The following is a 21,450-nucleotide window of genomic DNA, read 5'->3' as shown; positions in this document are numbered from 1 at the left end:
GGAATATTGTCATTTGTTTCGCGCTATGCGTAGTATCGTCTCGCAATCATGATATCCTGCAACTTTTATATCAATATGAAACTTAATAGAGGTTGAGCTTGGCGGGCAAAGAAACGATGCTGATCTTGCCGTTTTGATATTACACAGTGAAGTCGTTCTATTGTCGTTATGTTGACTTTATTGTATATGTTAAATGTATGTTTTTACGCAAAATGATATCTAACATATTGATTTTACTTATATATTCATTTCTTTTAATTAAATTATAGGTTGTATTTTTGTATTTAAATACATGCCGAAAAAAATGCCAAATCACTTTCACATCTCTGGATTGTCACAAAATTGACTACACCAGATCGAATCCTCTCAACGTTACTTGATCTGAATGGCGCCTGAATTGGCGGTCGGACACGCATAAAAGGTATAGGTGCTCTTCGACTGTCTGTCCTGGCGCAGAATGTTAATGAGGAAGGCAGAGATGATCAATAAATGGAAACTGAAACAGACCAGCGCGGTATGTACATTGGCAGTTATAGGCGCGTTGACTGCGCCGACTGGCGCAATTGCAAGTCAGCAGGTCACACTAAAATCCGCTGATGGAACAGTAAACATTGTAGGTGATTTCATCGCCTTCGAGGACAACAACTATGTTGTGAAAACCGGTCTAGGCGATCTGCGTATCTCTGCGTCTCGGGTTCGTTGCGAAGGCGCAGCATGCCCAGAGGTTGGAGGCGGGTCTGCTGATGTAGTCATCGCCGGTTCCGATACCGTTGGCCTTGGTCTCATGCCTCTGCTGACAGCGGGCTATGCGTCTTATCTGGATGCTGACGCCGAATTAACCAACACCGCGACCGAAGGCGAAGTCATCGCAAACTTTATCGGCGACGCAGGTTTTGGGGATGAGCTTGGCACTTATATGGTGAGCTCGACATCTTCGGGCGACGCATTCAAGAAACTGCTGGACGGGTCGACACATATCGGCATGGCATCGCGCCGCATCAAACCCAAAGAAGCGCGCGAACTGAAAAAAGCCGGCTTCGGCAACATGGTAAGCCCCGATCAGGAACACGTGGTTGCGGTTGATAGTCTTGTGGTCATTACGCACCCGGATAACCCGATCGATACACTGAGTATGGAACAGCTTCGCGACGTCTATTCGGGCCGCATCACCAATTGGTCCGAACTTGGCGGCGATGACGTCCCGATCACCATGGTTTCGCGCCAAGACGGATCCGGTACAAGATCTGTGTTTGAGAACGCTGTCTTTCTTGGCAACCCGGCAACAATGCGCGATGACGCGGTTATTGCGGACGACAACAACCAGATGGCCGCATTGATCAACGAAGATCTCGGTGCGATCGGCTATGTCGGTTACGCTTTCCAGCGTGGGGCACAACCAATGACGCTTGTGAACCACTGCGGAATGCACATGACGCCCGACGCGTTTTCGGCCAAAACCGAAGAATATGCGCTGCAACGCCGCCTTTATCTGTATACATCAGATGAGCAACTGCCTGAGTTGGCGCAGGATTTCGTCGAATACTCCATGTCTGCTGATGCCGACGGTGTGATTGCCAAATCCGGCTTCATCAACCTCGGGGTTGAGCAGATTGAGCAGCCTTTGAATGGGCAGCGTGCCCGTGCATTGCTGGCGCCCGATGCGGACGATTTCGAAGCGGGTGTGATGAGAGAGATGCTGGGCAAAATGGTCGACTATAACCGGCTGTCCACCACCTTCCGTTTCCGCACCGGCTCGTCTCAGTTGGACGAACGCGGCCGGGTTGACCTGGAACGCCTGGTTTCATTCCTGGAACAACAGGCTGAGGGCACCGAGATCCTGCTGGTTGGGTTCACAGATAACGTGGGCGCGTTTGCATCCAACCGGAACCTGTCCCGTAATCGTGCAGCGCAGGTGCAGCAAACCATTGTCGACTATGCCGGCAGCCGCATCTCGGGCATCGAATTTGCCTCGGATGGCTATGGCGAAATCGCGCCAGCAAACTGCAACAGTGATGAAGACGGCCGGGCGATCAACCGCCGGGTCGAGGTCTGGATCAAACCCAGCAACACTTAATTCATCATTCAGGGCATGACACCTTTGTTGGTGTCTGCCCTTCCAACATCCCCATTTTGCACCAGGAGACCAAAGATGTTCCTGAACAATATTCTATACGCCACCGCTATCAGCGCGCTGGCAGTTGCCCAGGTCCAGGCGGCGGAGACCGCAGCCGAATTGCCACCTGAACTGGTGGACGCCGGTTTTGTTGAAGATGTTGGCGCGGGTGAACGCATCAACTTTTCCGGCAAGCTGCGTATGTTGAGCCAACGTATCCCTTCGGCCGCGTGCTATGCCCATGCCGGGATTGAAACAGAGGCCGCTAAAGCCCAACTTGCAGCCGCGACCACCGAGTTTGACAAAATCACAAGCGCACTGGAACACGGCGATGAAACCCTGAACATCAAGGGTGCCGAGACCGACCGGCGCATTCTAAAAGGTCTGAGCGTCCTGCAAGGTGTCTGGGACCCGCTCTATCCTGAGATCGAGGACATCATTGACAACGGCGGGACAGATGAAGAAATTGTGCATATCGCAACCGTCAGTCATCAGATGTTGAAGATCGCCAAGAAACTGGTGAGCGAGATTTCTAACGAATACTCAAACCCGACCGAATTGCTGCAAGCTGATGCGATGGTCATCGATATCGCGGGCCGACAACGGATGCTGGCACAGCGGATTTCCAAGAATGTATGTCTCGCGACATCGAAACTTGAACGTGAAACTGCTTTGTCGGAACTGGACGGCGCGCGCCAAATGTATGATGCGTCAGTAAACGCTCTGCGGTTCGGCATGCCTGATGCCGGCATCAAAGCCACAAAGAACCCCGAAATCGTGTCTGGACTAGATGAGATTATTGGGATCTGGAATAACGTCCAACCCATCCTGACCGCCGTTTCATCCGGCGAGGAGGTTTCAGATGTTCAGCGCGGCGAGATTTTCAATTCGATGAATGCTTTGACCGGCAAAATGAACACTTTGGTGGGTATGTATGCCGAGGAGTCAAAGCAGGGTCTATAGCCGCAACTGCATAAGTTCATGAGGTGTGCGGCTGGTTATCCGGTCGCGCACTTCTAAAAAACAGCTCAGAAACCAACAGGGCGCGGCGACGCTTAAATTGAAATCGCAGCCGCCGCAGGGATATGGATCCTGCTCATTCTCCGCAAGGGTAGTCACGGGTCAAGCAGCCGCGTAGCCGCCCCAAAACCTACAGCAAATATGCGTTGAGAATGAATGAGACGGTACAAGGAACAAATGGTATGGATGGTTCGGCAAATCTGACCTCTCAGTACGGGTATATTTTTGGTAGAGTTAAGTGGTACTCAGCAGAGAACGGCTATGGCTTTGTCGTGTGCGACGAAACCGGATCCGAAGCATTGCTACATCAAAGTGCTCTGCTGGATTTCGGCCAAAACTCCATAGCTTCGGGTTGCGAAATCACAGCCACAACCTGCACCACAGCCAAAGGCCTTCAGATCGTTAAGATAATCGCGGTGCATACGCAGCAAAGCGAAACTGACCTTATCAACCAAGAAAGTGTTTTTGATATCAGCGATATGCGCCGATCAGAGCCAGCAAAGGTCAAATGGTTCTCAAACGACAAAAATTTCGGGTTTGTAAATGTGTTTGGCGATGACCGGGATTGCTTCTTGCATTCTAAGACGCTTGAAAAAGCGGGCCTTGGTCCTGTCACAGCTGGCGAGGCGTTGGGAGTCATCGTTCACAACAACGCTGACCGCCGAGTTGTTGTGTCAGTAAGGCCCTGGTTGTGAACCAGCGGAAAACGTCATCCGCGAGGAGGACTGCCCATTGACCCGGCCCCCTGCTTCGGGTCTGTAGATGATTAACAAACCTGCCCTATATTGGCGGTACGCCAATACGGAGGCGAAATTTAGCGCAAGCGGCCCATAGCTGCCGTTGATCAAGAACGCTTATCGCTACAGCGCAGCCCGGCAAAGCCGTCATTCGCCGCGGCTGCAAAATTCGGGGCGAAGCGCGTTCTAAGCTCGCAAATAGCGGGACCTTCGCCTCGGCTTCATCAGTGGTTGCTTTCCCTGTTCGCCACCTTTGATCTGCTACGACAGATTGGCAACAGCGCCGACAAATTCTGCCCAACGTTCTCGATCCACAAACCCATAGTGCCCTGCGCCCGCCCACTCGTGCGCAGAGCAGTTGGTAAGCTCAGAGCACAGGTGTCGAGGCATCTCAGGTGAGATGATGTCGTCCGCAGTCCCATAAAACATCTTCACTGGTTGTTGGATTTCCCTTGGCGAAAATCCCCAGTCCCAAAGAGCCATCGTCATTTCGAAAACCCCTTCCTCGCGTTGCTGATAACCAAGGCGAAAGTTCTCTTCGAATAGGGCTTTCTGCTCTGGATTGCGGAGTATGGTTTTGGCTTCGTTGGGCATTTGGTCAACGACAGACTCCACATATGAAGGAATGTCTTTCAAAGCACTTTTAGCACCAATGCGCTCTGCCCAGCGGATCAGCAGGGTCAGATGGTGCAATTTCGCAATGGTCTTCAGGTCCTTCAGCACCAGCATTTTGGTAACGTTGGGCTCATCGAATGGCGCTACAGGAGAAGCGAGGGCAATTTTGCTCACACGCTCGGGCATGTGAAATGCCACCGCCAAAGCGTGGGGGCCACCTCCGGAATGGCCTGCTACATTAAAGGTATCGAGGCCCAGATGGTCTGCGAGGTCCTCCATATCCATGCCCCAGTCGACCATTCTCCGGTCTTTTTTCGGACTCGATCCTCCGACACCAGGCTGATCCGCTGCAATCCACCGCACGCCGAGCGAAGCGGTCAGAGTGTCGTCGGGTTGACGGATCACGTGAGAGTCGGAAAACCCATGGTTAAAAATCACAGGCATTCCATTAGGATCGCCGTAGGTGCTGAATGTGAGCGTTCTACCATCTCTGAGAGTAATGTTTTCAGTCAAGTTATTCTCCTAAAACCACGTAGTCTTGAACCGTTGGCTTATTGGAAAGCTCGTAAGGGTTTAACTCAAAGGCCCGAGCCCATTCTAACCAGTTAGGCGGCATAGACTTAGTTCGCATCTTGAAACGCTGATGATCGTTTGGGTTCAATTCGGACTGGACAGCCTGATCGGCGACCAGCCGATCAGGTGCTTGTGGAAAGCTCCAACTGCTCGAAGTTTTCGTCGGTGCGTGTGCATCTATACCTAATCGGTGAATGTATATTCACCCAGATCACACAGGTTCAGCGCATAGTCTTCGGCTTCGGACCCATCTGCAAAGACACCACGGATATCATAGAGACAGGTCGTCAGGCCGTCTGCGATATCTACGCCAATTTCATATCCGGGGGCGAGGTACCCACCTGCCAAAAGATTACCTTCCCAATCGTCGGATGATGCGGGGGAGATGTTGAATTCTACTAGGTCCTCACTGCTGTCGTTATAGAGCAGGAATTCCAGATCTTCCGCCTGAGCTGGCGAGTGAACGGTCAAGGCCGCCAAGGCTAGTGCTGCGGAGATTAGTGTCTTCATCATGTGGGTCTTTCCGTTCGATCTATAAACTAGTTGGGGGCGCACGATTGGACGTGCGTGGTGGTGTGAGTGCGTTGCGATCACCAGATGTATCGCAGCTGCGCCCGCCTTAGTGTCATCGGCTATTCCAGCAGTCCTTTCTCCTGATAGTACTTCAGCGCGCCCGGATGGATTGGCGCTGAAAGACCTGCGGTTACCATCTCCTCTTTAGTCAAATTGGCGAAAGCCGGGTGGAATGTACGAAAGTCATCGAAATTCTCGAAGATGGCCGATACTAACGCATAGACCGCTGCATCAGATACGCTGGCCGATGTGACAAGCGTCGCACCGACCCCAAAGGTCTCGACGTCGTTATCGGTGCCGCGATACATGCCGCCGGGTATTGTGGCCGAGCGGTAATAGGCATTGTTATCGATCAAACCCGTTACGGCGTCGCCAGTCACCGGCACCAGCTTGGCGTTGCATGTGGTGGCAGCCTCTGTCAGGTTTCCCGAGGGATGGCCAGCCGTGATAATGAACGCATCGATTTGGTTGTCGCACAGTGCACTGGATTGCTCCGCCGACTTTAACTCGGTCGCAAGGGCGAACGTGTCTTTGGTCCAGCCCTTGGCATCCATTAGGACTTCCATGGTGCCACGCTGGCCTGAACCGGGATTGCCGATGTTAACCCGCTTGCCCGCCAAGTCATCAAAATGTTCAATCCCCGAGTCTGCGCGAACCATCACGTTGAACGGTTCGGCGTGGACGGAAAACACTGCGCGCAGGTCTTCGAAAGGTCCGGCTTCTTCGAATTTTGAAGTTCCATTCAAAGCATGGAACTGCCAGTCGGACTGGGCAACGCCGAATTCCAGCTCACCTTCGCGGATGGTGTTGATGTTATAAACTGACCCGCCTGTGGATTCGACCGTGCAGCGCACACCGGTCTCCTTGCGGTTCTTGTTCATCAGGCGGCAGATTGATCCGCCAGTGGGATAGTAAACACCAGTCACACCGCCTGTGCCGATCGTGACAAACTCTTCTGCCTGCGCCGAAACGCCTACCAGCGCCATAGCTGAAGCAAGGATCAGGTTCTTTCTCATCGTTTCATCCCTTTCTCTATTATTATAATCGTTTGTTGATAGATGCGGCGTCCGCGCACCACGCTTCTTCAGATCGATTCAATCACTTGCTGATATCCAAACAGTGCTGGAAGCCCTCCGGTATGCAGCATGACGATCTTTTGGCCCTTGCAGATCACACCCTCTTCCAACAGCTTCAACAGCCCCGCAAATGTCTTTGCTGAGTATACCGGATCCAAAAAGATGCCTTCGGTACGAGCCATCAGGGTCAAGGCGTTACGTGTTCTTTCCCCGACCTGCCCATATCCGGGTGCGAGCGCGCCATCCGAGACTTTGATGCCGTTCATAACGATCGCAGGGTCGAAATCCATCAAGGCCGCCAATTTACCCAGGACTTTTTGCATGCGTGCGCGTTGCTGATTATGATTGCGACGCACACAGATTCCGTAAACAGGCGCGGATTGTCCTGACAGGCGCAACCCGGTCAGAAAACCGCCGTGCGTCGAGCCGCTGCCCGAAGGCACGACTGCGGCATCAAAATCGCTGATTTGCGTGCTCAGTTCTGCGCCACCTTGAACATAGCCCAATGCCCCCAGAGGCGGGTGGTCGATACCAAGATGGATGACATAGGGCCGATGGCCCGCTGCAACCAGCTGAGCCGCTCTTTCATGCAAGGCATTGTCCGCACCGACTTCATCATCACCTACCGGATAACGCATGTGCTCAGCGCCCAGAATTTTGGCCAGCAGGACATTGCCTGAGCTGTAATATTGATGTCCCATCCCCGGTACGCGCTCTTCCAGCTGCAGAATGGATTTCATTCCCAGACGGGCGGCGGCGGCAGCGGCCGTACGCACGAAGTTCGACTGCACAGCGCCGGTTATCAGAACAGTATCGGCCCGCTGTTGCAGCGCTTCCCCAAAATAAAACTCCAGCTGGCGGGTCTTGTTGCCGCCAAAGCTAAGACCGGTCAGGTCGTCGCGCTTAAGCCAGAGGTCAATACCAAGGTGGTCTGACAGACGGTCCAACCTTTCGATCGGTGTAACTTCGGTCATCAAACGTGCGCGCGGAAACTCCGATAATTTCAGGTCGATATTCATCTCTTCAGCTATCATTTGTCATCCAACCAGATAGGCACGTTGAAACAAGGCCGCGCAGGCGAGGATTGAGATCAACCGAATGGCGTGCGCAATAGCCTGCTGTGGTAGCAAAGGGCCGATCACGCGGCCTAGCAGACTGCCCGCAATTGTTGCCGTGGCAAAAGGCCAAAGCCATGGAGCGCTAGCAAAGGTTGCCCAGTCCGACAGGCAATGCAACGCAAAGGCGGCACCATACGCGAGCAGCGCCACAGGCTGTACCAACCGACGCGCTTCGTACGGGGTTCTACCCGACGCCAAAAAACCCAGAATCATCAAAGGGCCGGGGGTCGCTGCCCATACCGTGGCAAGGCCAGACAGGCCTGAAATGGCCTGAAAACCCCGTCGGCCAACCCTGTTTTCCTGCGGCAACAAAGAGGTGGCCACGCCGACAAGCAAAAGAACGCCCGTCAGCGCCAACACCATTCGTTCCGAAAGATAGGGGTAAATCGAAAGACCCAGAGCTATGCCCGCAAAGCATCCAATAACTGCATTCTGGATCGATGCCCTGTTCGCCACCCACACCCGCCTGTCCGACGCAACAAGCGAAACAAGCGTGTTCAACATGAGCAATACCGGAACAGCGGTGGCTGTCCCCAGAAATACCATCATCACAGGTGCTGCGACGATGCTGAAACCTATTCCGACGCCGACCTGAATTGCAGCACCTGTCACAATGGCAAGTAACAAGATCAGCAGGTCAGCGGGCACGGTTCGATCCATTGTTTCGCAGTTCATGCAGCTAACGGTAGTGCCAGCCGATCTTAATAAAAAATCATCTTATTGTATTTGTTGATGCCGAAATGTTATCAAAGGATATGCGTATAACAGCTCGCCAGATTGAGCTTTTCCAGATGGCCTATCGGCACAGGTCCACGCGAAAGGCTGCAGACGCTCTGCACATCTCTCAGCCCGCCATAAGCCGCGTCGTCGCCGAGCTTGAGGCGGAAATGGGCGTGCCCCTGTTCGATCGGTCGGGACGCAAGTTCGAACCAACTTCCGCAGCGCACAGTCTGCAGCAAGCGGTTCAAAAGCACTATCAGGGTTTAGAACGTATTCGGGAGGCTGCAATCCAGATCGCCTCAGGTACCGGAGGACATTTGCGTGTGGCAACGGTCCCCGCGGTGGCCGACACCCGCGTTGCAGTTGCGGCCGGCAATCTTATGGCAAAACTCCCGGCCCTGAGGGTGGATGTTGATGTTCTGGACGAGAAGTCCGGTATGGCCGCCTTGCGCGAAGGACGGGTGGATTGTGCAATTGTATCGTCTGACCCCGGCGACACAAATCTGGCCTGCACTCGGCTAGCCGACCTGCAACCCGTGGCAATTGTTCCCCGTGATGATCCGCTGGCCGGAGCGCGCAGAGTCTCGGCCGCTAAACTCGCTGAGGCTCCTCAAATCATGCTGACATCTCGAAGCCCGTTCCGCCGTGAAGTCGAGACCATGTTCGACAATTGCGAGGTTTCGTTTCAGGTCAGAGCCGAAGTCCAGACGCAATCCGCTTTGGTAAGTATGGTTGCTCAGGGCGCAGGGCGTGCAATTGTCGACAAAGACATTTTGGGTACGTTGCAGAATGATAATGTAACTACTGTGCCTTTGACTTCAGATCTCAACTGGCCAGTCCGACTGATCAACTTTTCCGCATCAAATGACATCCCTGGTTTACAAAGACTTGCAAATGAGCTGAAAGAGCATCCGGGTAATGCTTATTAGTATCAAGAATGTATTAGCCCAAAGCAGACCTTGAGCCGGCTTTCAGGATGTAGCGACTGTATCCCGCATAGCTGATACTGGTGCCCGGTGTTTGTTCAATTGCCTTTTCAATGACTTGGATGCGGACGGATGACGCTGATTTCCGACAATGGTGCGATTGTAACATGTATCTATGGAATAAACTCTGGCGAGAGCCGTTGTTGCATAGGATCACGTCAATCTGAACCGGATTTCCAAATGCCAAAAGTAGTAACTCAGCTTTTAAGAACCAGCCTGATGTTCAGCCTTCTACTGTCTCTTCAACTGGTTTTCCCAATTGTATTGCAGGTTCCGCTCGTTTCCGCTGCTTGGGCAGACGATGACAATGACAATGACAATGACGATGATGACGATAGAGATGATGATTCAGACGATGACAGGAATGATCGAAGTGGTGATGAGGAACGAAATGGTCAGAGTCTGTCCTCAGAAGATCCGCTCGGCCGCTTTATCAGGCGATTGACAAACCGACCACGTGCACCTCAGCCACCACAGACGGTGCCGACACCAGCGCCCGTTGTACGCCCGACGCACGCTGAATTCGAGTTAATTGTCGCAGATGCCTCGACCGAGGACCTGGAACAACTTCTTTCCGAAGGGTTTGCGATCACGGCGACAGAAACCCTTGAAGCCTCTGATAGAATTTTGACCCGCCTGACTACACCTGACAGTTTGGGTCTGGAAGCTGCACGAGATCGCGTTCGCTCTCTACCTTCCGGCGGCACAGCAGACTTCAATCACTATTACCGCTTTGAACAGAGCGAAACACGAGTGGTCTCATCGGATCCGTGTTTGCATGAAAACTGCCCCGCGTGGGAAATGATCAAGTGGCCAAGTATGGATTATGCAGAGACGGCCTGTCAGGTGCGGGTTCCTGTGGGGATGATCGATACAGGGATAAATGCGGAGCACGAAATCATAAAGGGAGCACGGCTGGAGTTGCTTCAACTCGCAGACCAAAGCCTTGAGCCTTCGAAAGCGATCCACGGCACGGCGATTGCATCCCTTATGATTGGCAATCAGAACAGCCGGGTTCCCGGGCTGATTCATGGAGCAGAAGTCATTGCAGTGGATGCATTTTCGCGCAAAGACTCGGATGAACGCGCCGACCTGATTTCGTTGTTGCGCGGATTGGACGTGTTGAATACTCGTGGTGTACGTGTAATTAACCTGTCTCTGACCGGCCCCAGAAACAGCCTGTTGGAAGACATCATTAACCAAATGGTGCAGGATGAGGGGATCGTCGTGGTTGCGGCGGCGGGGAATGAAGGCCCGTCGGGCGAGCCGCGATATCCCGCAGCATTTGACAATGTGATAGCCGTGACAGCAGTGGACGCACGGGCACGCATTTACCGAAAAGCACAGCGCGGGCCGCATATCGACTTAACCGCGCCGGGTGTCAATATGCTGTCTGCGACATCCATTCGCGGCGCCCGCCTGAAGTCAGGAACATCTTTTGCGGTTCCTTTTGTTACTGCGGCGGTCGCGCTCCTGCTTTCACAGGATGGAACGCTAACCCCGGATCAGGTTCGAGAGCGTTTGAGAAATTCAGCGCTAGACCTGGGTGCGCCTGGGGTCGACGAGGTGTTTGGCCATGGGCTGCTGAATGCTGCAGAGTTGTGCTAATATAAAACCCTAGGGCGTCCAGCCGTTTGTGATCAGATCAGCCTCTTCGGCCGAGGCGAGGGCGTCACCTGCCCCCAGCCGATCCAGAAATGGCAACAAACCTTGCATTTCCGCACCACTTGCAGTCACAAATCCATCCTCGGTCCCAGATGCAGACAACGGCTCTGACATAGTAACTTCCACCACCCAACTGTCGGATGTGGTGCAAGCTATGCCGAGGTCGATGCGTTGCTTGGCATGGTTAATAAGTTCAAATTCCCGGCAATAACCGTCTGAAATAGGCAATGTGGCGAGGATCATAATCTCCTGGTCCGTCCCTGATGGCTCTGGAACGCCAGACGGAAGGCGGTTCAGCACCGCTGCCAGGCTCGAGTCATTGTCGATTGGCCCCAAAGTCAATTTTGGCGCAGCGACCGGATTAAACAGATCGGAGCCAGTGAATACAGCAAGCGCCAGCGTTGCTGCCACAGCCGCGCTTATCCAAATGGCGGGGCGCTTACGAAAGGGTATGATCTTCGCCGTGCGCGCGTCGTCCAGAATGACCTGTTTGATGGCTTGGGGTACGGGCTCATCCAAAGGATTGCTGAACGCTTTCAGCAGGGCTTCATTTGCCGCCATAAGGTTGTCGACATACGCCTGATCTTCAGGATGATCGGCCAGGTGCATGACAATATCGGCGGCCTCTTCGGGAGAGAGTTCTCCGTCAGCAAAAGCAGAAAGGCGGGAGGGGTCCATCTTAGATTTGACGCTCATTGCTTTGGCCCTTTCGTCATCCCTAACTGCGGTAGCAGAGCGTCTCGGGCCCGTGACAAACGGCTCATGACCGTGCCAACAGGCACCTTAAGAACATCTGCGACTTCTTTGTAGCTAAGTCCTTCAACCGCGACGAGGGATAGCACAATACGCTGTTTTTCGGGCAACGCCTGCATGGCGTTTCGCGCCGTTTCGAGCATCATCCGATCCTCTGGCAGGCGCGCTGAGCGACCTTCGTCGCTCAGACCCACAACCTCGTGGTCAACCGCAGAACCTCTTGTCTTGGCTCGCCGGCGACCATCGATCCAGATGGTCTGAATAATCCGATACATCCAACTGTCCATACGCGTACCTTCGCGAAACTGGGCCACGTTTTTTAACGCTTTTACACAGGCCGACTGCACCAAATCATCGGCGTCCGGCTGATTGCCGGCTAGAGACAGTGCAAACCGGCGAAGTTTCGGCACCAGCGCCACCAGATCTTTACGGAACCGGTCCGTCATGCCGTCTCTCCTGTTTCGCCCAATGTTCAATGACAACGAATGGCACAGCGAACTATTCCACAGGATCGACGAAAAAATGAAGACACACATCTTTTGATGTCCGTTGCAGCGTAAATTGGCCAACCCCTGAGCAAATCTTTCAAAAAGCTGGAATAGATCACAACCTGCCGCGTTGTCCCAGCAAGACAGCAAACAATCAGGAGCTGAAATGATGCTGGACACCGCGATGGATGTTATCCCTGTCAAAGGACAAACAAAGATCACCAGACTTTTGGTCAGTGTCGGTCAGCGGACATTGTCCGCAGATGTTCATATTCCGAGTCTGCCTGCGCCTGACACTCCTCCTTTGTTGGCACTGCATGGAATTTCGCGAAATGCCGCTGGGATTGCCAAAGCTTTCTCAGGCTTGTGTGAGGCCAAGGGGCAGGTTCTGATCACGCCCCGGTTCTCAAAAGAGCACTGGCAACATTTCCAGCGCATTGGCAGCTACCGGCCGGATCGTTCGCTTCTAGCAATGCTCGCTCTCATTGAACAAATGGGGATCGTAAGAACTACTAAAATCCAGCTGTTTGGCTATTCCGGGGGCGCTCAACTTGCGCACCGATTTGCAATGCTCTATCCGCAACGGGTGGCCAGCCTGCATATCGCTGCGGCCGGTTGGTATTGTCTTCCAGATTTTACTCAACCATTCCCTATGGGTCTGGCTCCGGCGCAGCGGCCTCTGAAGATGAATTTCCCTGCACTGGCCCATAACCAGTTGAGGAGCTACCTCGAACTGAAGCTTCGGGTCTACGTGGGCGCCGAGGACCACTATCGGGATGATGCCCTTCGAAAAGGACCGGAGGTCGACGATGTACAAGGTCGTCATCGGCTGGCACGAGCACGACATTATTGCAGGACATTTCGTGCCGCTGCAGAAGCGCGGGGCATCGTACCCGACCTGTCGCTGACTGAACTCCCCAGTTGTGCGCACAGTTTCTCTGACTGCGCCGAGGCAGGTTTAGCGAAGCTTGTATGCGAAGCATAAGATCTTTGAGCAGCAGGAGATTAACAATGGAAAATCATCAGTTTAGAGACGCCAAATGGTGTTTTGCTACCAGGCGAATTGATCAAAGCCTGGGGCACGGATTGTGTCGGGATTTCCCGCAATCGAAACCAGGGGACCTGATCCTTGGGCGCGTAACATCAATTGGCAATCACCGACGTATCCAACTGAGGGAGGGACGGCCTGCAACACTGTATCCGGGCGATCTTGTTGTACTGCCCTGCGGCGCGCGATATGCGCCCGATCAGTTTGAGGGGTTGGCCGAGATTGACGAAAAAGGCAGCGATATGCTCGCTGGAGGTGGATGTCTTGGACGCATGGTGCATCGCAATGAACGCATAAAACCCCCGACAAGAATTCAGCCGCTAGGGCGCATAAGATCAAAGGAAGGAGTTGTTCTAAACACCAGCGATTTTGCTCTACCGGAACGCGCAAGGCGGGCGCGCATCCCGGTTATCTGTGTGGTTGGCACCGCGATGAACTCAGGCAAAACAACCGCAACAACGGCCTTGGCCCACGGTCTGACCAAGGCCGGGTGGCAAGTGGCAGTATTGAAAGGCACAGGAACCGGCGCATTTGGAGACTACAACTCCTTCGTCGATGCCGGAGCATCCTTTGTAGCCGACTTTACTGATGCAGGCATGGTCACCACCTATCTGGAACCTTTACCGCGCATCATTGCAGGCATCGATACGCTCTTGGGCGAGGCGGAATCTCTTGGCTGCGATATTGCAGTGATGGAACTGGCGGATGGTGTTTTCCAGAGGGAAACGGCAGCTCTGTTAGCGGACGCGTCTGTTCGCAGCCGGTTTTCGAAATACCTTTTTGCTTGTGCCGATGCCGTCGCAGCCGCAGGGGGGGTAACCGAGCTGGGCCAGAACGGTATTCGTCCCATCGCACTGACTGGAATGCTGTCATGCTCACCCATGGCGGCGGAAGAGGCCCAGAGCGCGACAGGCGTTCCGGTTTTGACACGCGGTCAGCTTCTCGATCCTGCCTATGCAAACACGTTGGCGGCGTGCGCGGGGATCGAGCGAGCCCGGCAAGCAGCATGACCCCACCGGGACCTTTTGAGGGGCCAAGATGTCGCCTGTTGGTTTGGATTCTGTGCGCAACTCTTACGCAGGCTGCCGCTCTTGCTGCAGTGGCCTTTGCAACGCGTACTGTCTTTGTCTCTATGCATGCCGGAGCGAGCCTGCCTGTTTTTTCAATTGCAATAATTGTGGGCGCCGGGTCGTGCGGCGCGCTAATGCAGGTGGTCTTCAGAGTATTCGCGGAGCGTCTAGGTCAGAACTATGCCAAGGATGTACGATTGAAGTTGTTCGATCATGCAAGTCGCAGCGATCAACGCGATCTGGACCAAAGGCGCATGGGCTATCACGTCTTACGCTTTACTGGTGATCTGTCGGCACTGAAGGACTGGCCAGGCCTTGGTTTGCCCCGACTTGTTCAGGCAGCCGTTATGTTGCCAACTGCAACGGCTGTGTTGATATATCTTGACCCGCGATTTGTCTGGGTGGCGATCTGTGTGGTCTGTCCTTCGGCGCTTTGGGCCATGTTCACACACCCTAAACTTCTGAAAATACACAGCCAACTGCGAAAATTGCGGGCGCAGCTGGCGGCAGATGTCACCGAACGTCTACCGATTGCGCCAAGGCTTTCGGCACTCGGAAGACGGAGCATCGAGATGAAGTCGCTGGGCCGCCGGGCTGAGCAGGTTGAACAGGCAGCCTGTAACCGCCGGGGTTTCAGTGAAATCAGGAAAGCGATACCTGAGTTTTCAGCCGCAACCGGCGCAGGCCTGATCATGTTGGTTGGTGGGATCAATGATTTGTCTACCGGTACAATTGCAGCTGCTTTAGCCGCCCTAGGGCTAATGATCCGACCATTGCGAAACGCAATGACATCAAGCGATCATTATGCAAAATACAGTGCGGCCTATGCTAATCTGTCCCGCGCACTAAAGCGGCCGCTGGCCGCAGCACGCAGTTCGGAGACCCGGCTGCTCAGTAAATCGCTTTCGGTGGAAATCAGGACAGAATGCGGCTCAGAGTTGAAGCTATGTCCAGGGCAAGAAGCAGCCATCTCTAAAGCACTGATGGACAAGATTGAACTCGCGTTGCTTGGAAACGCAGTGCTCAATAACTTGACGCTCAAGTTAGACGGAAAAGCCGTGCCGGAACTGACACCCGGAAGCTTACGCCGATCCGTTGGCGTACTAACTGGCAGACCACTCATCTTAAAAGGCAGCCTGCGCCGAGCCTTGACTTTAGGACTAAAGCAACGACCATCGGACGAGCAAATCCTCCAAGTAGCCGAGAGTATCGCCCTGCGTGAGGTTGTTCGAGAGATAGGTGGTTTGGATTTCAAGCTGACAGAACGCGGAACCAACTTGACTGTTGATCAGAGAATCTCTGTTTCTTGCCTTCGCCTCAGTCTTCAACAACCCGGACTAATTCTCGCGCGCTGCGCACCGACCAGCTCATTCAAGTCGCACTCATCGTGGCAATTGGCTACAAAGCTCACAACTTCAAATGAAAACACTGATCACTAGCTAGGCCATGTTGACAAATGATGGAGCCAGAAATGGATCGATGTGATGTCGACAAAGTCCATAAAGCTCTCCGTCGTTTTGTCGTATCATATGGTTACACGTCGAGCCTTCTTGAGCTTGTTGCAGCATCGTTTACGAGATTGGTAGGCGGTACAACGAACAAACTACGCCAATCCGCTCGGCCCAAAGGAAATACTCGCCTTCCTAGTCGCCGCCGCGGTGCAGCTTACCAGACCGGCCATTCGCTGCGTAAGCAACATTTGTAGGCGGACTACGGATCAAGAGCGGACAAAGCTACTGGCATCTAAGTCGTAGTCAGCGAAGGTTCTGTGCCAAATACTTAACTTCATCACTTGAGCAAAAACTACCTTCAGCCAACTATTTGTTGGCCTCCGATACCCGCTCTGGTTCTAGGCCGCATGCGCCTTTACTTCTGGATTGAACTTCAAAATCGGACGGATCGCAAATGAATACACTTCGTCTATTGATGTCGTCTATGAAACGAGTAAATGCTAATAAATTCAGTACATGAGCAGCTTTTTAAGATCACCTGCACACTTATTGTCAAAGGTCTTCGCGGGTCCTTTGATGTGATGATTATCTGTTTGATAGTGCATATGAACGACACAGCGAGCGAACGCCAATATTTTTCCCGAACAGGTGGTTTTCGGTTTTGAAAGCCAAGGATGGTGTTCTTCTATAGTGCCATTCCTGTCAGCCTACGGTCAAAAAAACAACGTGCACTTTGGGCTCACGCTGGTCATCCGAGGCCTTCCTTTTGGCTTGCAGCCTGCCGCGACCTGATCAACGGCAGTTGAGCGGAGATAGTGTTGAAGAAGTCGACTTTGGAGCTGTCGATGGGTGAGGCCCAGAGCAGCTGGGCTAGGCATTGAACTCGAGGATGCGTCGGCCACCGCCGAAGCCAATAAAATATAGTGCGGTTGGGCCGCCTTCACGGGCGGCCCGAAGCGGACCTTGACCATAAACTCAGAATGCTGTGGTTGCAGCCCGTATTGCGGATGGGGTGGATGGTTCCTGCTTCCCCGGCGTCGCAATGCGCCATAATGCACAACTCCCGGTAGCCGATTCAGTAACCAGCACCTGAGTGACGTAACAAGATGAATCACAGTTCAAAGTTCAACGGAACCCCTTTCTGATTCAGGTTTTATGCCGGACGCTTTAGTGAGTAGAAGACGCGAGTACAGGCTCTGTGATCAATCGCGGCCAGTTTTCAGAACCGCTTCTTCGTGCTCACCTGATGGAACATCGTTTATCTGGTAGAGTGTATTGAGGTAGCTAGTTATTTCCACGCCTGGAAAGCTTGCACTATGTGCGATCCGAACACTGCCATCATGAAAAAGTCCATAGAGGGCAGCAACAAACCTCCTCGGAAACTCCTCTTGGCGTGCAGACGATAATACAAAGGCGTATGGTTCATAGGTCCGTTCCTGCTCGGATGGCTCCGAGTAGCTGCACGGCGAATTTGGCGCAGCGTAATCAGCGATTGTTGCGCGAATAATATCCAAATCCCCATAGTAGCGAGCAAGAAAACCCTCGCAGAACCGTGCAGCAGCTTCTTGATGGGTCTTAAATTTTATCACGCAGATCTCGGTTCTATCTTTCAACGGTTGACTTTCGTCCGATTTGACCCGCTTCTCGATCGATGTTCCGTCGACATATCCCCACACAGCAACATTCGCGTTGGAAGATTCTAGCTGTTCATCTGGTCTCCGGTACCTGAGCTGAATGAGCCCTCTCAACCTATTCAAAAAGTCTTCATCGTCGTCTGAAATATCGGCTCCTTTTTCTGAGATGCCAGGGGTTTGTGAGGTGGGAGGGTTCCAAATATCGTGCACAATCTTGTCACAGCCATCCTCTTTGAACTTTTCGGTTTTTATTGAGAACGCTCCCTTACCCTCGATGTTCCCTTTTGGTGTCAGTTCCACATGCCCGCCGTTCGCCAAATAATAGATTGGAGAAAACTGAAAATTATTCAGGGCATTTTCTTGCCTTTTCTCGGGATTGGTGAAACTCAAAGCGCGTTGAAGTGTTAGTGTCGTCGGATCACATAAGAGATCATAATCTCCAGCTCCGGATTCGAAAAAATCAGCGCGCTTCTGAGAGTCCACAGGTATTTCGACGGGCAAATATCCAGCTCGCGTCACCGTCTTGAGGCATAAGTCATAAACAAATCCGTTATAGCCTTTGGTGTTCTCATCCCACCAGACGAATGGTTTCGCGTCGACGCGCACTCCAACAAGAACTTCGTCTTTGTCCAGTGCTTCAACTTCCTGTGCCAAGCAGGTAACGGGCAGCGCGCATATCACCAGAAAAGACGCAAATAAAGATCTCATCAAACTACCTCCGCTCCACTTGGTTGACTACTATTGTGCGGCGCCTTTTCCCGATCTCGAATAACCAGTATAAAAGCGTATATGGCAATCAATCCGACAAGCGCCGAATACAATGTTGAATAAAATATCAACCCACCGTCGATTGCGTCCAATGCAATTCTGTTACTTTGCCGAACAGAAATAACAGATTTTGCATAGCGACCACAAAATCCGATGATACCAATTACTAACGCGCTCAGAAGAATCCAGCGTGGGACAGAAGTAAGCGATTTTCTTTCCTGCGCTGGATCTTTGGGCGGGTTGTGCAGTTCTTGTTGCCCTACTTCATCGTCAGAACCTAGCTCAACGTCTCGTTTTTGAGCAAAGTCGCCACTTGGTTTCACAGCTGGCGCTTCAGAGCTAGGCTCACGAATAAGATCTATGTCACTCACCATGTCTAACAAAAATATGACCAGAATTGCCAACGCCACACCTCTGAGTTTTGCGATAGCCTCATACTCAAGAACGTAGCCAACGTTTTTAATCGCTATGTCCCAGCCATAGTTCAAAGCGGTCAACCAAATGAAAACGCCAAGAACAAAGATTAACGTCACAAACCATGCAGCAGCTACGACGACAAAGTACTGGGCAACTATTTCAGTAAGTCGTGCAGTCTGAGTTTTTTTCCAATGATCACGGTTTTTGATAAAAGTATATACCGTCAATGCTATCGCTAGCGGGAGGCAGAAACTGAACACGGCTTCGATGAATTGAAACCAAACTGGTTCGTACCAGTCGTCGACAATCTTCGAATAGCGAAGTTCGTAAGAGAACCGGCCAGCAGTCAAACTCCAAAGGAATGTCACAAGAAGTATTGATGCAGAAACCCAAGTGAAGAGGGAAGCGGTTTCTCGCGTCATTGCGCTTCGTGTTTTGGACTCATCAAGAGTGTTCGTCGTGAATTCTGTCAGCAATTCGGTTGCTTTGGCATATTGATTTGCCCAATGGGCTTTGGTGTGTTCGCCACGCTGCAGAACTTCGTCGGGCAAAGGCTGAATGATACCCCGCTCAACGTACAATGCGATGAGCATGCAAAAGCCTTTAGAGAGCTCATCCGCCCTTGCCAAAAGCTTCTCCCACTTGGTTGTGCGATCGTCATACAGGCTAAAATCTTCATACATGTCGCCTGGATCATCTGCCGTATCCTGGAGATTGGTTTCGAAGCCATCGTCCCCGGTGCGATACAAGGCAGTCAAATCATCCAAATCTTCTACAAACTCTTTCTTTTGTAGGCGAAGTTTCTCTTCAAGTTGGAGGAATCTTTGCCTGTCCGAGGTTTGGTATAGCTTTAACTGATTGTCGAGAATCCAACTGGAGGAGGCGAAGATGACAAGAATATCGCGCTCGAAGTTACGCACTTCCATACCGATGCTGGCCAGTATCCTTGAGCAGCAAGACATGCGCTTCCAGTCGACCGCCTCTATCAGAAGCCCATCGGCCTTATAATCGTGATTTTGTGGTAGCGAAATTTCTCGGCGCTGAAGTGTGTCCCGAATGTTTAGGACATGAGTTGGTATTCCCGCCAATCTGTGCGCCCAATATCGTGCATACTCTTCCAAGCGCTTTAAGACCGGAATCGAAGGTGCAAGGCCAACCATGACCAACGCAACCGTCAACGACACACCAGGACCAATACCCAAGCTTCTCTGCTCGATCGCACCTTCAGCATCGCTTCCGACGGAACTGGCGCCAGCTCCTACAGGGGCAGTAGCCAACCCATCCAAACCTAGGATCGCGAAGACGTTGGAAAAGCCGCAGACGAGCAGATAAACAACCAATATCAATGCTGTATATCCGACATACGCGCGCATTACGACGGTTCTCGCCCGTAGCTGATCGGGGGCAAGCAGCCGCATCAATTCGTCGAGATTGTATCTTTCTTCATAGTTGGCCCGATTGAATCTCTCAAACGAAAACAACACAACGACCAAAGCGCCAATAAGCAGGCCAAGCCAATCCGGCATATTTTCCATCTAACCAATCTCACTTTGCCGTCTAACGACATTCGCCAGGTGGGCAAACCTGGGGCACTGCAACAACTGGGATGGCCAATGTAAGGACAATAGAAAGCAATAAAAGTCGCATAAGAAAACCTCGATAATTCTGACGAAAACCTCGCATCCTGACGAAGATATTTGTATTGTGTCACAATCATTTTGTGACTTTGGGCGCGAATCAAAGCGATAAGTAAATAAGACTTGCAATGCATATTATTATAGAGCTGAACCTAGCTTCAGTCAATTTCATAGATGCCAAGGCTTTATCGAATAGTTTCGCTGCTTTCGCAACGTGTAGCTTTGAAAGAGATATTTTTAGAGAATATTCTGATTTCCCATATACACTTAAAGCGTCTGGTGTAAAATCTGAATCAAATGAGAATCCTTTGAACCTTAAACTGTGATTTATCCCGTTTGGGAGGATGGATTATGTCAGCATCCGAGCTACCCCAATGCTTGGAAAGGTTTTAGCGTAAATCAAGCTACTCTCTGCTCCTGCTGACCGGGTCGGGTTGTGTCACTTTTCTGGCCGTAGTTTTGGTGAGGCGTCCATACTTTAGTGATGGACGAGTTACCAAGTCGGTTCGTATTTTTCGAACTGATTTGGAGCAGCTGAGTGATACAACAACCAGGTTCACCACCACAGGCAATTCGGTGCCAAGCCCTATGAACAGTCTGGCGTTGTCGCGAAAAGAGAATTGGGCAATGGCCTCCAGGTCCGGGTCTTCAAAAAATTCTTAGTAATGGTGTAGAGGCTCGCGAGTTCCGCCAATTGCCATCGGCATTGAACGGTCGGTGCCGAAACAAAGTCGCTCGCCAATGTGGCTCTTTGTATTCGGGCGTTTGCTGGCAAGGTTCCGCTTCATACATCGTTGGATAACCGATGGACGATACACCATTCGGTATATCTACGCCAAAGAAAATCACTGAAGTTTCGAAATGGTTCTCGGTGGATACTGACCCAGCCCCCTGAAATCAGGCCATTGAGGTGTTAGTAATCCGTCCAAGCAAAGGATGGACTATGAAACGCAGATTTAGCGACGAACAGATCATTGGAATGATCAAG

General features: G+C 52.2%; 17 protein-coding genes and 1 pseudogene. 8 read left to right on the top strand and 10 right to left on the bottom strand.

Annotated elements, in window-relative coordinates; all coding sequences use genetic code 11:
• The first annotated feature begins 478 nt into the window (after positions 1-478).
• From ACR0I7_RS19405 to ACR0I7_RS19395, 3 genes are all read left to right on the top strand, one after another.
• Positions 479-2,074: a substrate-binding domain-containing protein gene (locus ACR0I7_RS19405; RefSeq protein ID WP_480513927.1), complete on the top strand. Its 1,596-nt coding sequence runs from the start codon at positions 479-481 to the stop codon at positions 2,072-2,074.
• Positions 2,075-2,149: 75 nt separating this feature from the next.
• Positions 2,150-3,076 carry a type IV pili methyl-accepting chemotaxis transducer N-terminal domain-containing protein gene (locus ACR0I7_RS19400; RefSeq protein WP_480513925.1) on the top strand — a complete coding sequence of 309 codons (927 nt, stop codon included), beginning with the start codon at positions 2,150-2,152 and terminating at the stop codon, positions 3,074-3,076.
• A gap of 239 nt (positions 3,077-3,315) precedes the next feature.
• A complete protein-coding gene (locus ACR0I7_RS19395; protein WP_480513923.1) occupies positions 3,316-3,828 on the top strand; it encodes a cold-shock protein in 513 nt (170 codons plus the stop codon).
• 303 nt (positions 3,829-4,131) lie between these two features.
• On the opposite strand, the gene ACR0I7_RS19390 is transcribed toward ACR0I7_RS19395, so the two are convergent.
• The 5 genes from ACR0I7_RS19390 to ACR0I7_RS19370 all read right to left on the bottom strand — a co-directional run bounded on the left by ACR0I7_RS19390 (position 4,132) and on the right by ACR0I7_RS19370 (position 8,500).
• The gene (locus ACR0I7_RS19390; protein WP_480513922.1) at positions 4,132-4,998 is read right to left on the bottom strand and encodes an alpha/beta fold hydrolase; all 867 of its coding nucleotides are present in this window, start codon (positions 4,996-4,998) and stop codon (positions 4,132-4,134) included.
• 243 nt (positions 4,999-5,241) lie between these two features.
• Complete coding sequence (locus ACR0I7_RS19385; RefSeq protein WP_480513920.1) at positions 5,242-5,571, bottom strand: hypothetical protein; 330 nt, start codon at positions 5,569-5,571, stop codon at positions 5,242-5,244.
• Between the two features lie 119 nt (positions 5,572-5,690).
• The gene (locus tag ACR0I7_RS19380) at positions 5,691-6,647 is read right to left on the bottom strand and encodes a TAXI family TRAP transporter solute-binding subunit (protein ID WP_480513919.1); all 957 of its coding nucleotides are present in this window, start codon (positions 6,645-6,647) and stop codon (positions 5,691-5,693) included.
• A 68-nt stretch (positions 6,648-6,715) separates the two neighbouring features.
• Entirely contained in the window at positions 6,716-7,741 is a 1,026-nt protein-coding gene (locus ACR0I7_RS19375) for a D-cysteine desulfhydrase family protein (RefSeq protein ID WP_480513917.1), read from the bottom strand.
• Between the two features lie 3 nt (positions 7,742-7,744).
• Positions 7,745-8,500, bottom strand: coding sequence for a TSUP family transporter (locus tag ACR0I7_RS19370; RefSeq protein WP_480513915.1), 756 nt, complete (start codon positions 8,498-8,500; stop codon positions 7,745-7,747).
• A gap of 80 nt (positions 8,501-8,580) precedes the next feature.
• Between ACR0I7_RS19370 and ACR0I7_RS19365 the strand changes: the two genes are divergently transcribed.
• Complete coding sequence (locus ACR0I7_RS19365; RefSeq protein WP_480513913.1) at positions 8,581-9,474, top strand: LysR family transcriptional regulator; 894 nt, start codon at positions 8,581-8,583, stop codon at positions 9,472-9,474.
• 129 nt (positions 9,475-9,603) lie between these two features.
• Complete coding sequence (locus ACR0I7_RS19360) at positions 9,604-11,139, top strand: S8 family serine peptidase (protein ID WP_480513912.1); 1,536 nt, start codon at positions 9,604-9,606, stop codon at positions 11,137-11,139.
• A 9-nt stretch (positions 11,140-11,148) separates the two neighbouring features.
• On the opposite strand, the gene ACR0I7_RS19355 is transcribed toward ACR0I7_RS19360, so the two are convergent.
• Both ACR0I7_RS19355 and ACR0I7_RS19350 read right to left on the bottom strand, forming a co-directional pair.
• Positions 11,149-11,892 carry an anti-sigma factor family protein gene (locus ACR0I7_RS19355; protein WP_480513910.1) on the bottom strand — a complete coding sequence of 248 codons (744 nt, stop codon included), beginning with the start codon at positions 11,890-11,892 and terminating at the stop codon, positions 11,149-11,151.
• Positions 11,889-12,617 carry an RNA polymerase sigma factor gene (locus ACR0I7_RS19350; RefSeq protein ID WP_480513908.1) on the bottom strand — a complete coding sequence of 243 codons (729 nt, stop codon included), beginning with the start codon at positions 12,615-12,617 and terminating at the stop codon, positions 11,889-11,891. Before ACR0I7_RS19350 ends, ACR0I7_RS19355 begins: the two co-directional genes overlap by 4 nt.
• Between ACR0I7_RS19350 and ACR0I7_RS19345 the strand changes: the two genes are divergently transcribed.
• The 3 genes from ACR0I7_RS19345 to ACR0I7_RS19335 are packed head-to-tail and all read left to right on the top strand — an operon-like array spanning position 12,604 to position 15,994.
• Positions 12,604-13,422: an alpha/beta fold hydrolase gene (locus ACR0I7_RS19345; RefSeq protein ID WP_480513906.1), complete on the top strand. Its 819-nt coding sequence runs from the start codon at positions 12,604-12,606 to the stop codon at positions 13,420-13,422. The genes ACR0I7_RS19350 and ACR0I7_RS19345 overlap by 14 nt on opposite strands.
• 26 nt (positions 13,423-13,448) lie before the next feature.
• On the top strand, positions 13,449-14,495 hold the full coding sequence (locus ACR0I7_RS19340; RefSeq protein WP_480513904.1) for a DUF1611 domain-containing protein: 1,047 nt from the start codon (positions 13,449-13,451) through the stop codon (positions 14,493-14,495).
• 38 nt (positions 14,496-14,533) lie between these two features.
• Positions 14,534-15,994, top strand: a complete 1,461-nt coding sequence (locus ACR0I7_RS19335; protein ID WP_480513902.1) for an ABC transporter transmembrane domain-containing protein — start codon at positions 14,534-14,536, stop codon at positions 15,992-15,994.
• Here the strand turns inward: ACR0I7_RS19335 and ACR0I7_RS19330 are convergent.
• The 3 genes and pseudogenes from ACR0I7_RS19330 to ACR0I7_RS19320 form a co-directional block, all read right to left on the bottom strand.
• Positions 15,991-16,128, bottom strand: a pseudogene (locus ACR0I7_RS19330) (IS5/IS1182 family transposase); the annotation flags it as partial. The gene ACR0I7_RS19335 and the pseudogene ACR0I7_RS19330 sit on opposite strands and share 4 nt — an antisense overlap.
• A 1,080-nt stretch (positions 16,129-17,208) precedes the next feature.
• Positions 17,209-18,348, bottom strand: a complete 1,140-nt coding sequence (locus ACR0I7_RS19325; RefSeq protein WP_480513900.1) for a hypothetical protein — start codon at positions 18,346-18,348, stop codon at positions 17,209-17,211.
• Positions 18,348-20,360, bottom strand: coding sequence for a hypothetical protein (locus ACR0I7_RS19320; protein ID WP_480513898.1), 2,013 nt, complete (start codon positions 20,358-20,360; stop codon positions 18,348-18,350). The genes ACR0I7_RS19325 and ACR0I7_RS19320 overlap by 1 nt, the downstream gene beginning before the upstream one ends.
• Between the last annotated feature and the right edge of the window lie 1,090 nt (positions 20,361-21,450).

Source organism: Ruegeria sp. AM1, from assembly GCF_056540745.1.
The sequence above is the reverse complement of the archived record's forward strand: the minus strand, read 5'-3'. Positions and strand labels throughout refer to the sequence as shown.

What these genes read in the sequence shown, in the direction of transcription:
- ACR0I7_RS19320 (WP_480513898.1), bottom strand. Translation starts at nt 20,360, where the DNA reads ATGGAAAATATGCCGGATTGGCTTGGCCTGCTTATTGGCGCTTTGGTC.
- ACR0I7_RS19345 (WP_480513906.1), top strand. Translation starts at nt 12,604, where the DNA reads ATGATGCTGGACACCGCGATGGATGTTATCCCTGTCAAAGGACAAACA.
- ACR0I7_RS19370 (WP_480513915.1), bottom strand. Translation starts at nt 8,500, where the DNA reads ATGAACTGCGAAACAATGGATCGAACCGTGCCCGCTGACCTGCTGATC.
- ACR0I7_RS19405 (WP_480513927.1), top strand. Translation starts at nt 479, where the DNA reads ATGATCAATAAATGGAAACTGAAACAGACCAGCGCGGTATGTACATTG.
- ACR0I7_RS19375 (WP_480513917.1), bottom strand. Translation starts at nt 7,741, where the DNA reads ATGATAGCTGAAGAGATGAATATCGACCTGAAATTATCGGAGTTTCCG.
- ACR0I7_RS19385 (WP_480513920.1), bottom strand. Translation starts at nt 5,571, where the DNA reads ATGATGAAGACACTAATCTCCGCAGCACTAGCCTTGGCGGCCTTGACC.
- ACR0I7_RS19360 (WP_480513912.1), top strand. Translation starts at nt 9,604, where the DNA reads ATGACGCTGATTTCCGACAATGGTGCGATTGTAACATGTATCTATGGA.
- ACR0I7_RS19355 (WP_480513910.1), bottom strand. Translation starts at nt 11,892, where the DNA reads ATGAGCGTCAAATCTAAGATGGACCCCTCCCGCCTTTCTGCTTTTGCT.
- ACR0I7_RS19380 (WP_480513919.1), bottom strand. Translation starts at nt 6,647, where the DNA reads ATGAGAAAGAACCTGATCCTTGCTTCAGCTATGGCGCTGGTAGGCGTT.
- ACR0I7_RS19325 (WP_480513900.1), bottom strand. Translation starts at nt 18,348, where the DNA reads ATGAGATCTTTATTTGCGTCTTTTCTGGTGATATGCGCGCTGCCCGTT.
- ACR0I7_RS19365 (WP_480513913.1), top strand. Translation starts at nt 8,581, where the DNA reads ATGCGTATAACAGCTCGCCAGATTGAGCTTTTCCAGATGGCCTATCGG.
- ACR0I7_RS19395 (WP_480513923.1), top strand. Translation starts at nt 3,316, where the DNA reads ATGGATGGTTCGGCAAATCTGACCTCTCAGTACGGGTATATTTTTGGT.
- ACR0I7_RS19400 (WP_480513925.1), top strand. Translation starts at nt 2,150, where the DNA reads ATGTTCCTGAACAATATTCTATACGCCACCGCTATCAGCGCGCTGGCA.
- ACR0I7_RS19340 (WP_480513904.1), top strand. Translation starts at nt 13,449, where the DNA reads ATGGAAAATCATCAGTTTAGAGACGCCAAATGGTGTTTTGCTACCAGG.